We start from the raw sequence: 14,487 nt of genomic DNA on the forward strand, positions 1-14,487 counted from the left end.
TTCGAGTTCGTCTTCCCATCCCGGCATGGTCAGCCCTCCAAGAGCCGACCACCCATGAATCATTGAAAAATTGATTCGGGAATCCTATAAAACGCGCCAAAATCAACAATCTGCCAAAGTAGTGCTAGGGTCCAGACTCAATTGGCCCACCAGATTATGAAAGCGGCGATGTTGACGGCGGCTTCGAAGTTGCGTGCCAGCTTGTCGTATCTGGTAGCGATACGGCGCCAATCCTTGAGCCTGCAGAACATGCGCTCGATCAGGTTACGCAGCTTATAGGCCTCGGTGTCGAACGGATGCGTTCGCTTTCGCGTTGGATTGTTCGGGATGACCGGGATGGTCCCGCGTTGGCGTAGGAAGAGCCGAAAGCCGTCGCTGTCGTAGGCGGCATCGGCCGCGCATAAGCGCGCCGCTGGCAGGCCGGAAAGAAGCGGTAGAACGAGGCGAAGATCGCCGCGTTGTCCGGGCGTTATCTCGACGGCGAGCGGCCGGCCCTGGCTGTCGACAACGGCGTGGATTTTGGTCGTGCGCCCGCCGCGCGAGCGCCCGATCGCCTGTTCCTCCGCCCCCCTTTTCCGCCCGAAGCCGAGCGATGAGCCTTTGCCGTGGTGCTGTCGATCATGTGGATGTCATTGGGGCTTGCCGTGACCAAGGCGCGAAACAGCTTCTGCCAGATGCCGCGCGCGGACCATCGATGAAAGCGGTTATAGATCGTCGTCGGCGGCCCGTAGCAGGACGGGCAATCCTGCCAGCGGCAGCCGGCCCTCAGCACATGTATGATCCCGCTGATGACGCGGCGATCATCGACCCGGCGTGCCCCAGGACGGTTTTTCGGAAGCAATGGATCGATCGCCGCCCACTGCCCATCGCTCAACCAAAACTCGTTCGCCATTATCAAGCTCCTTGCAGAGCTTGAATCTGATTTGCACCCAAGCCTCAATACCCTGATTGGGTTTGGACCCTAGAGCGTTTCACATTTCGACGGAAACATATGTCCGGCGATTGCGAAGTAGTTGCTGCATTCGCGAGGTTGGATTGTTGTGACGAAATCGCCGAGATATCCGATGCGGATCCAGTGCTTGATCTTGTACGGGCGCGCTCGTAGCGAGAAAGCGTTCTCCGCGTGGATTAGCGAAGCAGCATTCGCCGCCGGCCTTCCCCCGAAGTCTTCACCAGATGGCGTGCGCAAGGCCGCATATCGGCGTTTGGCCCAGGCCGGATGCAGCGCCCTGGAAATCATGTCTATCACCGGCCATACGGATATCCGCGAGATTGAACGATACTGTCGCGAAGCCGCGCGCAAGAAGCTTGCCGTTGCCGCCATGACCAAGCTCGAAGTCGGATTTGACATCCGATTGCCTAACCCGCCCGACGAGTTAGGCAATAGTGAGGATAACTCATTGAAATCATTGCTGGCAGATGAGCGACCCGAGACATAGGTGACAAAACGTACCGGACACATGGGTTACACTTTCCGCTTTTGTTCTGCGGGAGGTGTGGATGCCGTGGAAAGCGAGTTCGGTCATGGAAGAGCGCCTTCGCTTTGTCGCCCGGCTTCTCGATGGGGAAGCCATGAGCGAGGTCTGCCGGGAGTTCGGCATCTCCCGCAAGACCGGCTACAAGATTTTCGATCGCTACAAGGAGCACGGGCTCGAGGCGCTGAGCGACCGCTGCAGGCGGCCGATACGCTACGCCAACCAGTTGCCGGCTCAGATCGAGACCCTGATTGTCCAGCTCAAAGCCGACAAGCCACATTGGGGTGCGCGCAAGATCCGCGAGCTGCTGGTGCGCCGACTCGATGGCGACATCAAGGTTCCGGCCAAAAGCACCATTCATGCGGTGCTCGATCGCCACGGCCTGGTCAAGCGCAGCGGCGGGCCGCGCCACCGCGCGCGCGGCACGCCACTGTCCCAGGGCACGCTCCCCAATGATCTGTGGTGCGCCGACTTCAAGGGCGAGTTCAAGCTCGGGAATGGCCGCTACTGCTTTCCCTTGACCGTCACCGACCATGCCTCACGCTTTCTGCTGCTCTGCGAAGCCCTCGATTCCACCCGTGAGGAGCCGGCCATGACAGCCTTTGAGCGGCTGTTCCGCGAGCGCGGCCTGCCGCTTGCCATCCGCTCCGACAATGGCGTGCCCTTTGCCAGTCCCAATGCCTTGTTCAACCTCTCAAAGCTGTCGGTGTGGTGGCTCAGGCTGGGTATCGCGATCGAGCGCATCAAGCCAGGTCATCCGCAGCAGAACGGCCGGCACGAGCGCATGCATCTCACGCTCAAAAAGGAGGCCACCAGGCCACCGGGGTTCAACAGCCTGCAACAGCAGGAACGCTTCGAGGCCTTCCGGGGCGAGTTCAACATCGAGCGCTGGCATGAGGCGCTCAACATGAAGTGCCCCGCCGAACTCTACACAGCCTCACCGCGTCCCTATAGCGGCCTGCCGGAGCTGACCTATCCCTTCCACGATCGCGACGTACTCGTCACCAATTGCGGGCGCCTCTGCCTGCATCGCAAGAAGATCAACATCTCTGCTGTGCTGGCGGGTCAAAAGCTTGGAATCAAAGAGGTCGATGACGGCATTTGGCTCGTCAGCTTCATGCACTACGATCTCGGATACTTCGACCTCGAGCAGAGGACCTTACAACCGCTCGACAACCCATTCGGCCCGAAGCCCGTCACCCATGTCTCAGCTACAACGTCGGCGCCCTGAGAAAGACGCGCTTGTCTGCATTCTTGGCATGGTCGGCCCTTGCTTGGCCGCGCTGAGCCGTCATCCCCCGAAGCCCGCAGGGGCGCGGCCTTCGCCGCGCGGGGTTGACGGCGAAAGCGCCGGCCGAGCAATAATGGCCATGCCAAGAATGCGTCACACCATATCGGATCAATCGGATGCGTTCGATGCAGTCTGCATCGACCCTGGAGAAATGACCTTGCAACCCCTCGACAACCCGCTCGGCACGAGGTTGTCACCTATGTCTTAGGTACGATCTGTTACCCATGTCTTCGGTCTGGACAAGAAACAGTTTGGCGATCCCGGCAGAACCGACACACCGACCTCGATCAATCACTTAGGCTGGCTCACCAGCCTATAGAGAGCAATTGCAATCTAAGTGGAATATCCGACACTGGCTCACCAGCCAGTCGATGCCAGGAGATCAACATCTACTTGGTCCCGGTGAACCGTCACGGCCGCTACCGAGCCGAACTAGCTGATGGCAGTGTGCTCTGCCTAAGCAGGCAACCCTTCCTAGACGCGGCGCGGGCGCTGATCTCGGCTGGCTTTACCCCCGATTCGGTGCTGATAGGCTGGCGAAGGGACGCCACCACGTGGGCCCTTAGAGGCAGGCTTGGAGAAGCCGCCAAGCTGACGGTGGACGAGACCAAGACCTGCTTCGCTCGCTGGAAGGCCTTTTCTTCGTCGGCGGTCTGCCCACTGGTGCGTTTTTCCAGGGGGGGGCCGCTGCATACCTACCCGGGGATGCTGCAAACTCTCCTGTGGGACCACCGAGCGATGCGGACCGGCCAAACATAAGACGACGCGCTCGCACGGATGATGCGAGGGCGCCTTTCGCTTACTGAGAGAGCAGCTGCGGGTTTTAATAGTGCCGGAACTCTTTCGACTAAAAGTCGCGAGGAGCAGCCTGCCTGCCCGAAGAAAAGGCCCCCAAGCGCTGATGGAATCCAACGCGCGGGCCTTTCTGAGGAATGGATAATCGCTCGCTTGATGCACGTGGTCGATCTCTCCATCCGCGGCTTACCAAAATTCGACTCGAATGGCGTTCCCACCGGTTTGTACAAGCCAGATCTGAAAGCGGCTATTAGCGGCATCAGGCTCGCTGCCCACATTGGCGGTCTCTTGGTTCAGAAACTTGAGGTCGGCGGACCAGGCGTATTTGAACAAATGACCGATGCGGAATTGGGTGGTGCGTTGCTTGGCGAATGCAGAGCCCTAGGTCTGTCGGAAAGATCCTTGGCAGAGCTTCGGAAAGCGATAGAACGCGATTGATACGACGTGGCGATGATGCCAAGCGTCAGCTGAAGGTCGAACGCTTCGATGAGAGCTTGCAGCGCGGGTGAAACGTCGATGTCAGTGTCGATGGCATCGCCGACATCGTAGGTCGCAGCTCTGGATCAGCGCTCAATCGGCGCATAGCGGTCGAGCTGAAGGATCGGTCCCTCCTGGCGTCCAGCTATTTTTCGAGCTAGTGAAAATCAGCGAAAGTGTTGAAAATAAGGGCGTTCTCGATTGTCGCCGGGAGACGGAAGGCGCGTCGGAAACTCGCCGGGCCCTATTAGGCCCTAGTTCAGTTCACAGCTTGATGGCGCGCGGTCTGTGTGGTGCCGAGCCCTGCTGCCCGACGCAATCTTCGCTAGTCCTGTAGACAATGAATTAGGCGGACCGCCTCCACTAGGCCCGAGGCGTACTCAGCAACTGCCACAGGTAATCGGGAGCGTCCGACGGCGGGGGTGCTGCAGACACCATGACAAGAACAAAGAACATTGCCGCGCCGAAGTGGCGTCCGCAGGGGTCTGCGGACACTACCCGTCTTTCCTCACCAAGGAGCCAGTTCCTGCTGCTCCGGCAGAGTCCTCAGTGACCGTTTTTTTATTAGACCGACCAGCGCCAGACGTCCTGGCACGTTTGAGAAAATCAACAGGGTTGCTATACTGTTCGTAAATACGAACGGCTTGATCACCCCAGCCCTTTTCCCGCAATTTTCTCGGGTCTAGACTCCCAACCCGGTCGGCGCTCTCCTCCGGCTCAAAGCCTACCGCGCCACCGCCAAGTTTCACAACGCGCATAGAAGCATCCTTCAAGTAGCCCAGCGCCCACTTATACAACGGGGAACACTAGGGCAAGTTTCCATCTTTGAATTGTGACAAAGATCACGCTGACGAATCATTAATGAATCAGCGCAGCCATCTCATCAAAACCACCTTTAGGCATTAAGAACCTTCGTTGGGTTTTATCCAACCCTTTTTATCCAACTCTTAAGGCTTCAAGAATGGCTAATGCGTGTACCTGTACGGCCGAGCGGAGTTCTCTCCGCAGGTCCTCAGCCGCTTCGACATCAGGCTCAGCTAGCGTCGCTATCTGTCGGGACTCGGCTGCTGATCCGAAAGATACCGCACCGATAGTTGCCCAAGGCGGCGGACGACGATGGTCTTGATAAGTAGGATGGTACAACGGAAGGGCCACAACACACGCCATTTCGACATCGTCGGCATCGGTTTCGTACGGATGGTGGACTGGCTTGACCAGCGATTCGCCTGCCCAAGACTGGCCCCACGCGATCATCCGTCGTTGCTGAAACGCCGCCCCTGCAATCCCTTTTCCCGAGGTTACTGCGAAGTTAGAGGGTAGTTTGGAGGCCGACCAAGAGCGGTAGCTCAAGGCGGGACGCAACGCGCCCAGCGTATGATCATAAGCAAATATCACCACTACCCACTTTTCTCGAGTGTTGCGAAGTCGGAACAGCCTCTTGAGAACGCCCAAGAGCACGTCAAACTCTTCTGCCGCTTTCGCGTCGGCGACCGGGTCATGCGTCAGAAGAAGGTTCTGAAATCGGCGAGTCTCGCTTGCGATGCCACGGATCGGCTTGTCCGAGGGAAGCTTCCATCGAATCTCATAAACATAGCCAACCATTGGACGCTCAACTTCTAAGCGCCATGTCCTCGTCGACGCCTTGTACTGCAAGCGCTCCTCATCCAACGTTCCAATGTCGACTACGGGAGGCGAAGTGCCGGCCTTCACGTCACCCCATTTGTTCACTTCGTAGTCAGGAAAAGAAGCAGGCCGAAGACAGCGAATGTAAGGCTCAACGCCGTTCAGGCTCTCGGGAAGTTTTACACTGAGGCGCAAACATTTAGTCGGAAACAACACGCGCAGCCCAATCCACTCCTCTTCCCATTCTGTCTTCTTGTCTTTCTTTAAGCGAGCCTTCTCTTCGGCTTCCCATTTGGTCATCTTGATGGAGTTGGAGCACGCGTACCGAAACCCGTAACTGGTCGCGTCGCCATTGCGGCGCAGGCCATCACCGAATTTGACCCAGCAGTACTTGACGTTCTCTTTGTCGGGGATATCTGTAGCGCGCTCAACTTCAACGCCCCGTCGGTGAGTGGCCTCATCAGGCGTCAAGGATTCCTCTACAAAGCTTCCATCCGCTGGAATTTGGATCGCGACTAGCCGCTGCCGATACGGGTCAATATCGCCCCCATGCAGCCGCAGCTCCTCAACCGAGTGATCGACCCACAAGTCGCCATTTTCTGTGACCTCGAATGCAGAGGCGCGGACGTCACATCGGATTGGATGACGTTCCAAAGCGCGAGCGAAAGCTCTCCGCTTCACCGCCGAGATCGGCTCCTTGTATCGACGGACATCGCGATTTCGCTCGTCTGCTGGGTTTGGTGCCCGTGCTCCTCCGTAAAACACGGTTTTGACTGTTACACGTCCGCTATCCTCGATCGTGATTAGATTAAACGAATTCCCGATAGGGTTGGACGTCTCCATGGCTGCACTCCCCGCAGCTACGACGGCCATCGAATAACTATCATTGTCGCCAGTGCCGAGGTCAACACGGGCGAATTGAGCCTGATGCCAATGTCCGTGCAAAACTAAATCGAAACTGTGATCGGCGAGGACGTTCAGGACGGCTCCCGCATTCCGCAGAACCATCATGGGCTCCGTATTTCCTTTGCGTCCAGGAGCGAAAGCGATGGGGAGCACATGGTGGTGGACTACTGCGATCCGCGCTAGATAGGTCGTGGCACCGAACTTTTTGAGATCCGCTGCAAGTCCGATCAGTTGGCCCTCGTCCACAACTCCGGTCGCGAAATCTGGACTACCTCCAGTGGGGTTCGAATCAAGAAGCGCCAGCAACACTGCACACTGCCGGGGCCTAAAGACGTCTGCCTTTTGAGCAGGCGCATCTGCAATTGCGCCAGTAAATTCCTTCCGAGGTTCTCCTAAAAGGATCTGCCGGAGCATCGGGAACCGCCCCTCCGCGACGGCTGGCTGGTCACGACAGAGTAGGTTGAAGCCAGGCTCGTGGCCAAGTTCTTTCGCCAGCATGGCTTCGGCTTCGCTAGTATCGGTCTGAAAAATCCGCTCAAACCAATTCAACCGCTTCAAGACCCCCGTTGAAAGACCGGACTCGAAAACATCATGATTGCCTGCAATCACGACGAGTTCTGCAGCCCTGCCGGCCCTCGAGCGCGCATGCGATTTCTGGGATAGATCTCGAAGGGCGCACTTTGCCGCTAACAGATGAACAGGTGATGGATGATCAACTAAGTCACCTGAAACTATGATCAAGTCAGGTTCAAAAGCGATAACGCTGTCTTCGACGGCCCTCCACGTATTGACGTCAAACCTGGCCCCGAAATGCAAATCGGACAAATGCGCTATCTGGATCATTGGAAGCTCGGACACTTTAGTCCACGGCGAGAATCTGCACCGGACGGGTAAGGCACTGCTCAAGAAAAATGGCTTGACCGCTAACTTAGCACTAGCCGAGGAAAGGCTAGCGAGTGACCTTAGGATGCCGCAAAATGAGCGCACTAGCAAGAGTTGCTCGTAACGCCGGCGGAGCCTGGAAAGCCAATTGCGACTAGCTGTCGCGGTGTTGATATCGCGCTAGACCGTCTCCTCGGGATCGGATTTGAAGGTCGCGCCAGTTGCTCCCGTCCATTCTCCGCGTTAGGCGCCCGAACGATCGCTTTGCGCGGGGCTTCTCCAACAGACCACATCGGCTCGTCGGCCGCGGTTTGACCGGAAGCAGTCACGCTGGACGAAGCCGGGGTGAGCGTCCGGGACGGGCGCCATGCATAGACGGCCCATCTGTCCGCAGGAGTCAATTCCGCGAAATTGAGAAACCGAACTTGCGATGTCTGTGGGGTGCAAGCTCTGACTGATGGAATCTCAACTTGCAAGATCCGACGCAATACACGGTCATCGATGGCGGCGCGCGAACCGCACTCTCGTTGGACGCAAGATTCGATTACGACGAGGTGGTTTTCCGCTTCACCTGGCGCGTCGACGGCAGGGGCATCTGTGCGAGCCCAATCACTCCTTACAGCGGTGCCTCGACAAGCTCGCCCTTCGTCGCGCTAGTCGGCCAAAACGTTTGCGATTGCTACATAGCGCGAACAGGCGTCAGCGTGAACCAATGGTCGGCATTTTGCGCGGTAATTAGACCGGTATTGGCGCCCTCGAGCGAGACCGGAGCTAACGCAAATTTGGAGGCGGAGAAGGTAAAAACTCCGGGGCAAGTTCACAGACCATCTCGTCCCGCTGAGGCCTCTTACGCAGATGGCCTCGAACTTTGACCAAAGACCCGTTTCGCAGCTCGCCATTTTCCTCTAGTCGCACAAACGACTCCGCCGGAATGATGCAAGTGACCTGCTTTCCTCGAGATGAACGATAAACAAAGGTCTTGCTCGGAGAATTTACTATTTCCACCCTTCCAAAATCCGTAACGGCCTGTCTCTCGATACGTTTGAATGCGCGGTGCAGCTTAGTGCCTGTTTGTTCGTTCACCAGGACTGATAGAACACCGTGCGCGCCGCGCGCGCTGAAGGCGACCGCATCAAGCAGATTTTGATCGGAGGGAATGATGTGTTGGATGTTATCCAACAATGCGAAACGCTCCTCGGCGAGTGCGTCAGAGACGTTCCCGCTGTTTGCGGCGGCTACCAATTCTTTTGCCTCTTCAAAGAATGTGCTTCGTTGTTCCGTGAAAGAGACTTGAGCTTCTTCCAGAGATACGGCATCGGCTGTTCTTTGACGAAGCCTAGCGTTATTAATCAAAGGCGGATCCAGGCTGACGATCAGGCTTCCGGCCACTGCTCTGGCAGGGAAGTCGAAAGTCCCGCTCTTTGCGCCGGCCATAAAGACGGGACTTAATAGACGTCTCGCAGCTTCGTACGAATTATCGATAAGAGCCTTCAGCATGAAAAAGGGAATGCTTTTCTTCGATATCTGATCCCCCGTGAACGAAATGGAAAAGTATGCATTCGCCTCTTCCAGGCTATCAGGCGCATATTCCATGTATGCAAATAGCGGAACATTTCGCTGGGGAAGTAGCTTCTCTGGAAAATCCTCCTGCCGGCAGGACCAATAGCGTTGGACTTCCAGCGCAGCACTCAAATCGACAACCCACATGTTCGGTCGATTAAGGGCTCCACGGACCGATAGGGCTCCCTCTCTCAATGCATCAATTGCCTCGCCATTCGTCTCGACAACGGCGTAATAATGGGAGTTTCCCCGCTTACCAACATGATGAAACAAGGCTTCGAAGGGTCCGAAGCTGGCGGTGAATGTTAGCGGCCCGTCGAATTCATAAAGCACGTCCTCGGGTTCGATGGGCTCCGTCGTCCAAGGCAAAGAGGCTGGTTCGCTGACAGACCACATCACGCAGGTCCTAAAGGATCATCGTCCAGCTGCGGAACGTCGGGTTCGAGTGCGAGTTCAAACGAGCCGCTCACGTCCAGACCGTGGACCTTCCAAAAAGTCGCATGCTGCGGCTGGTTTCTCGAAGGGGTCGTGAGCACCTCGCCGGCTGTCGCATCAAGTGTTGCGACCACGATATAACTGTTGCGAAAACGATCATAGATCTTCCGCCCATGTTCGACAGCTTCCATCGTCTCCCATACGGAGCAGCCCCAATGCTTGCAGCTTGTGGGCTTAGCACCGGGTGTCCCAAGCTCAACACTCGATAGAAAGTCTTCTTGGGTCGGAGGGAAACTCTCTACCGCTCGATATATGGTCCCCACTGGGGTCGCTCCATCTAGAGGGCAGTTCTGCGGAAAATCGGGATGATAAGCGTACGGCATGGCTCCCCAAAATAATCTTTAAGGAGCCATAGCCGAGAATCATTTCTTCTTGCAACCAGAAGGAGGTCTTACGAGGTGCGCGAGCAGCTCAAGTGCGGCATCGAGTTGGTTCAATTTAGGTACACCTATTTAGAACCAGTCCGCATGCCGGTTCACTAAATAAGGTTGAAGAATCAAAATGAACCGATATGGTGCGAACCATCCAAAGCAGACTAAAGGGGGGGTTATGTTCGTACGAGCCTATCTCCGCGCCAGCACTGGCCAGCAGGATGCTGCGCGTGCCCGCGATCAGCTCAAAACTTTCGCGGCAGAACGCGGCCTCAAAATTGCGGCTTGGTACCTTGAGAATGAGAGCGGCGCCAAATTGGCGCGTCCAGAGTTGTTTCGACTGCTTGCAGACTCTGAGGCCGGCGACATTCTGCTCGTCGAGCAAGTCGACCGCCTCTCTCGTTTGACCGCAACGGATTGGGAGCGGCTCAAGGTCGAGCTCACCTCCCGCTGCGTGCGGGTGGTCGCGCTGGACCTGCCGACTTCGTGGATGATGGCGACCACTTGCGGCGACGAGTTCACCGGCCGGATGTTTGAGGCCATCAACGGCATGCTGCTCGACATGCTGGCGGCGGTCGCGCGGAAGGACTACGAGGACCGTCGCCGCAGGCAGGCGCAGGGGCAAGCCAAGGCGAGAGCTGAGGGGCGCTACAAGGGCCGTCCAGAGGACACTGATCGCAATGCTGGGATCGCCAGCATGCTGGCAGCAGGGGCCTCCTGGGACTCGATACAGAGTGCTGCGGGCTGCAGTCGGGCTACGATCGCGAAGATCGCTAAGCGGCTCAAGGTTGCTGCGTGATTGCGTGCCCGACGCAGGCCACATCGTCGAAGCCCAGCGGCCCTGATAACGACGGTCGTCGCGCCCCGCGTCAAATTCATCACCTCAAAACTCGCAGATCATTGCCACCTCTGCGCGAAATGTGCTGTGTTTCTCGTTTGGCGCCGCTGCGTCGTGGCAAGACTTGCAGGTAGGCCTTTGACTGAGCTTGAGAATCTGAAATCAAACAGCTCCATTCGCGGTGTCCTCCCGAATGGGATCGTGACCGTCGTGAACGTCCAGTGGTTTGGATCGGACGCGGTCGAGCTGACCTACAAGGACGCGTCGGGCAAGGTCGGCAATGAGTTGCTCTACCGAGATCGGGAAGCGGACCTCGAAATCGTCGGGGAAGGGCGGCCCTGGAGCTTCGATGGTGACGGAGCACTGTTCCGGCTGGTGGACGAGGCCCAACGCATCCACCTAGCTCATCTGTTCGACCCGGTGCTGGCCGTCCACACCTCCGTCGTCGAGCCGCTGCCGCACCAGATCACGGCTGTCTACGAGAGCATGTTGCCTCGCCAGCCGTTGCGTTTCCTGCTTGCCGACGATCCGGGCGCCGGCAAGACCATTATGGCCGGGCTCCTCATCAAGGAGTTGATCGCCCGCGGCGACTTGCAGCGCTGTCTGGTCGTCTGCCCGGGGAGCCTGGCGGAGCAGTGGCAGGACGAGCTGTATCGCCGCTTCAACCTACCGTTCGACATCCTGACCAATGACAAGCTGGAGGCGGCGCGAACCGGCAACTGGTTCCTGGAAACCAATCTAGCCATCGCTCGCCTGGACAAGCTCGCCCGCAACGAGGACGTCCAGCTCAAGCTGCAAGCGCCCGATTGCGGTTGGGACCTAGTTGTGGTCGACGAGGCGCACAAGCTCTCGGCCACTTTCTTTGGCGGGGAAGTAAAATACACCAAACGCTATCGACTCGGGCAACTCCTCTCGCAGCTTACGCGGCATTTCCTTCTCATGACGGCGACGCCGCACAACGGCAAGGAAGAAGACTTCCAGCTCTTCATGGCGCTTCTCGATGGTGATCGCTTCGAGGGCAAGTTCCGCGACGGCGTGCATGTGGCTGACGTCTCGGACCTGATGCGGCGCATGGTGAAGGAGAACCTTTTGAAGTTCGACGCGACGCCGCTGTTCCCTGAGCGCGTCGCCTACACCGTCCCCTACAAGCTCTCCGAGGCAGAGGCCGCGCTCTACAAGGCGGTCACCGACTATGTCCGGGAGGAGTTCAATCGCGCGGAGGCGCTGGAGAACGACAAGCGTGCTGGAACGGTCGGGTTCGCGCTGACTGTTCTTCAGCGTCGCCTAGCCTCATCCCCAGAGGCTATCTACCGGTCGCTCCGCCGCCGACGCGAACGGCTCGAAGGCCGCCTGCGCGAGCTGGAAGTCTTGCATCGCGGCGGTCAGGTCGCGGTGTTTGATACTCGGACGCCGCTACTAGATCGTGAAGACGTGGAAGATCTCGACGACGCGCCAGACGCCGAGCTTAAAGAGGCCGAGGAACAGGTCCTTGACCAGGCCACGGCGGCGCGCACGATCGAGGAGCTGCGCTTCGAGATAGAAACGCTGAAGCGCCTCGAAGCGCTGGCACTGTCAATTCGGCGAAGTGGGGAAGACAAGAAATGGCGCGAGCTGGCTACGTTGCTCGGCGAAATCTTCACCCCAGCCTCTATCAGTAATCACCTTGCGGAGGAGGTTGTCCATGACGACATGGCGTCTGGCGTAAGGTCGGCGATGAGAACCTTCTCGACATAGACTTGGCCTATCTGCAGTACCGCATGGGTACATCGATGCGGTCGATTTCTTCGATGAACTCCAGCGCGAAATGAGAAAATTCGCTTGATATCTGCGGTGGCCGGCAGAAATTGGCGAATTTTCCTCTTCATGACGAGGTAAGTTTCAATTGTGGACGGTGCCCGGTCGAAGGGCCCGGGTCCGGATAAAGGCTCGGAATGAGCTCACACCGCCGCAGCTTTTTTCTATCGATGCCGAGCAGCTAGGCTGCTTCGGGTGCTGCACACCAGGGTTTCTGACTCCGGAGTTGCAGAAGATGAAGGCGTGGGATCGTCGCGAACGCTTTAAGTCTCTCCCAGGAGCGACAACTGGAAGTGATCGGGCATCTCGGCATTTCGGCTCGCTTCGATCGGGGTCCGTGAGAGTGACCAAAGTTGGTCCTCTCCAAAGCGTCAACGCGGCACGGTGTGTGTTCCCAGCCGATCGCCGCATTTGCCAGAATTTCGACGCAAGGTCGCGAGGAAAGCGGCTCGCAGGACTGAGGAGCTGGCTCAGATTCGACCTTGTACGAACCCTACCCAAAGACACACGGTCCGCAACATGGATGACGCGATACTCATGTTATGCGCCGCCGAATCTTCGCGCCGCCCTCAAATTCGGCGGCCCCTTCGAGCCCTCATCGACAATCCCTTTCACCGTTTGCCGATAGTTGGTGACAACACTCCGCCCAAGATTGCGATAAGAGGATTTTACTAGTTTGTTCTGATTGGAATTAAGCGAGTCCTGTTGTGAGCACTTTCCAATTCATCCATACCGGCGACATACATCTGGACAGCCCCCTGAGAGGCCTGAGCGGACAGGAGGGGCCAGCGGCCGAGCGTATTCGAACGGCGACCCGAACTGCCTTTGAGGACCTCATTACTCAGGCAATCGATAGACAGGCGGCTTTCGTGGTCATCGCCGGAGACCTCTACGACGGCGATTGGCGCGATTTTCACACCGGCCTGTTTTTCGTTCGGCAGATGGGTCGTTTGCGAGGGGCGGAAATCCCCGCCTTCGTGTTGCACGGCAATCATGACGCCGAAAGCCAAATCACCAAGCGGCTGACGCTTCCCGACAATGTTGAGGTGTTTAGCTCTCGAAAGCCTCAAACTTTCAAGCTCGATGATTGCCGCGTCGCCCTTCACGGTCAAAGCTTCCGCCTGCAGACCACGACGGAAAATCTGGCGGCAGCCTATCCCGCGCCGATCAAAGGCTATTTCAACATCGGCGTGCTGCATACTGCACTCGGCGGAACGGGTGGTTCTCACGAGAACTACGCCCCTTGCACGCTCGAAGAGTTGGTCAACAAGGGGTACGACTATTGGGCGCTCGCGCACGTGCATCAGGGCGGCGTACTGCATCGAAATCCGCACGTGGTGTTCTGCGGCAATCTACAGGGGCGCCACATCCGCGAAGCCGGCCCGAAATCGGCGCAGCTCGTTACGGTCCAAGACGGAGCGATCGAAGGCGCTGAGCTGCTCCAAACGGATGTCGTGCGGTGGATGCATGTCGATGTACCGGTCAGTGGTAGCGCGCGGTTCGGGGATGTTGTAGATCAAATCAAACGCTCGATCGACGAGGCGGCCAAGAACGCAGAAGGCCGACTGCTGGCTTGTCGCATCAAACTAACTGGCCCGACGGCTCTTCACGCCGAACTGATGGCGTCTGCGCCGCAATTGTTGGCTGAAGCGAGGGCCGCAGCACTGGCTCTTGGCGAAGAGGTTGCATGGATCGAACGTGTGATCAATGCGACCGTGCCTGCGACGACAGTATCTAACCAGTCAGAGGGCAGCGCGATCAACGATCTCAAAGTCCTACTAGCTCAGGCTGCGGGGGATTCCGACCTCCAGGCAGAAATCGCGAACGATCTGGGCGACCTTGTCCGCAGGCTTCCTCACGAGGCGGCGCTTGATATTGACGATTTTCTTCTCGAAGCGGTGATCGCGAAACAATACTCGGTTGTGATTGAGCAGGCTGGCGAATATCTGAGCGCACGTCTGACTGCGGAAAGGCGTTGAT

Annotated in this window: 9 protein-coding genes and 1 pseudogene; 6 read left to right on the forward strand and 4 right to left on the reverse strand. The window is 57.7% G+C overall.

The annotated features are described in order from the left end of the window. Nucleotides 1–206 precede the first annotated feature (206 nt). A pseudogene (locus EAV90_RS23905) lies at nucleotides 207–892 on the reverse strand (IS5 family transposase); the annotation flags it as partial. Between the two features lie 187 nt (nucleotides 893–1,079). On the opposite strand from EAV90_RS23905, the gene EAV90_RS23910 reads away from it, so the two are divergent. The 3 genes from EAV90_RS23910 (at nucleotide 1,080) to EAV90_RS23920 (ending at nucleotide 3,999) form a co-directional block, all read left to right on the forward strand. Continuing rightward, nucleotides 1,080–1,439 (forward strand): site-specific integrase, encoded by a 360-nt coding sequence (locus EAV90_RS23910; protein ID WP_164937084.1) that lies wholly within the window; start codon nucleotides 1,080–1,082, stop codon nucleotides 1,437–1,439. A gap of 61 nt (nucleotides 1,440–1,500) precedes the next feature. Continuing rightward, nucleotides 1,501–2,706, forward strand: coding sequence for a helix-turn-helix domain-containing protein (locus EAV90_RS23915; protein WP_129144870.1), 1,206 nt, complete (start codon nucleotides 1,501–1,503; stop codon nucleotides 2,704–2,706). A 1,008-nt stretch (nucleotides 2,707–3,714) separates the two neighbouring features. Beyond that, on the forward strand, nucleotides 3,715–3,999 hold the full coding sequence (locus EAV90_RS23920) for a hypothetical protein (protein ID WP_129144871.1): 285 nt from the start codon (nucleotides 3,715–3,717) through the stop codon (nucleotides 3,997–3,999). Nucleotides 4,000–4,974: 975 nt separating this feature from the next. Here EAV90_RS23920 and EAV90_RS23925 read toward each other — a convergent pair. The 3 genes from EAV90_RS23925 to EAV90_RS23935 all read right to left on the reverse strand — a co-directional run bounded on the left by EAV90_RS23925 (nucleotide 4,975) and on the right by EAV90_RS23935 (nucleotide 9,635). After that, a complete protein-coding gene (locus tag EAV90_RS23925; RefSeq protein WP_129144872.1) occupies nucleotides 4,975–7,410 on the reverse strand; it encodes a metallophosphoesterase family protein in 2,436 nt (811 codons plus the stop codon). A gap of 810 nt (nucleotides 7,411–8,220) precedes the next feature. Beyond that, nucleotides 8,221–9,405, reverse strand: a complete 1,185-nt coding sequence (locus EAV90_RS23930; RefSeq protein ID WP_129144873.1) for a hypothetical protein — start codon at nucleotides 9,403–9,405, stop codon at nucleotides 8,221–8,223. Then, complete coding sequence (locus EAV90_RS23935) at nucleotides 9,405–9,635, reverse strand: hypothetical protein (protein ID WP_129144874.1); 231 nt, start codon at nucleotides 9,633–9,635, stop codon at nucleotides 9,405–9,407. The genes EAV90_RS23930 and EAV90_RS23935 overlap by 1 nt, the downstream gene beginning before the upstream one ends. Before the next feature lie 418 nt (nucleotides 9,636–10,053). Between EAV90_RS23935 and EAV90_RS23940 the strand changes: the two genes are divergently transcribed. From EAV90_RS23940 to EAV90_RS23950, 3 genes are all read left to right on the forward strand, one after another. Then, nucleotides 10,054–10,674, forward strand: coding sequence for a recombinase family protein (locus tag EAV90_RS23940; protein ID WP_129144875.1), 621 nt, complete (start codon nucleotides 10,054–10,056; stop codon nucleotides 10,672–10,674). 153 nt (nucleotides 10,675–10,827) lie between these two features. Beyond that, nucleotides 10,828–12,447, forward strand: a complete 1,620-nt coding sequence (locus tag EAV90_RS23945; protein WP_488226162.1) for a DEAD/DEAH box helicase — start codon at nucleotides 10,828–10,830, stop codon at nucleotides 12,445–12,447. A gap of 767 nt (nucleotides 12,448–13,214) precedes the next feature. Continuing rightward, nucleotides 13,215–14,486 carry a metallophosphoesterase family protein gene (locus tag EAV90_RS23950; protein ID WP_129144876.1) on the forward strand — a complete coding sequence of 424 codons (1,272 nt, stop codon included), beginning with the start codon at nucleotides 13,215–13,217 and terminating at the stop codon, nucleotides 14,484–14,486. Nucleotide 14,487: the final 1 nt, after the last annotated feature.

This window comes from Bradyrhizobium vignae (genome assembly GCF_004114425.1).
GTDB lineage: Bacteria > Pseudomonadota > Alphaproteobacteria > Rhizobiales > Xanthobacteraceae > Bradyrhizobium > Bradyrhizobium vignae.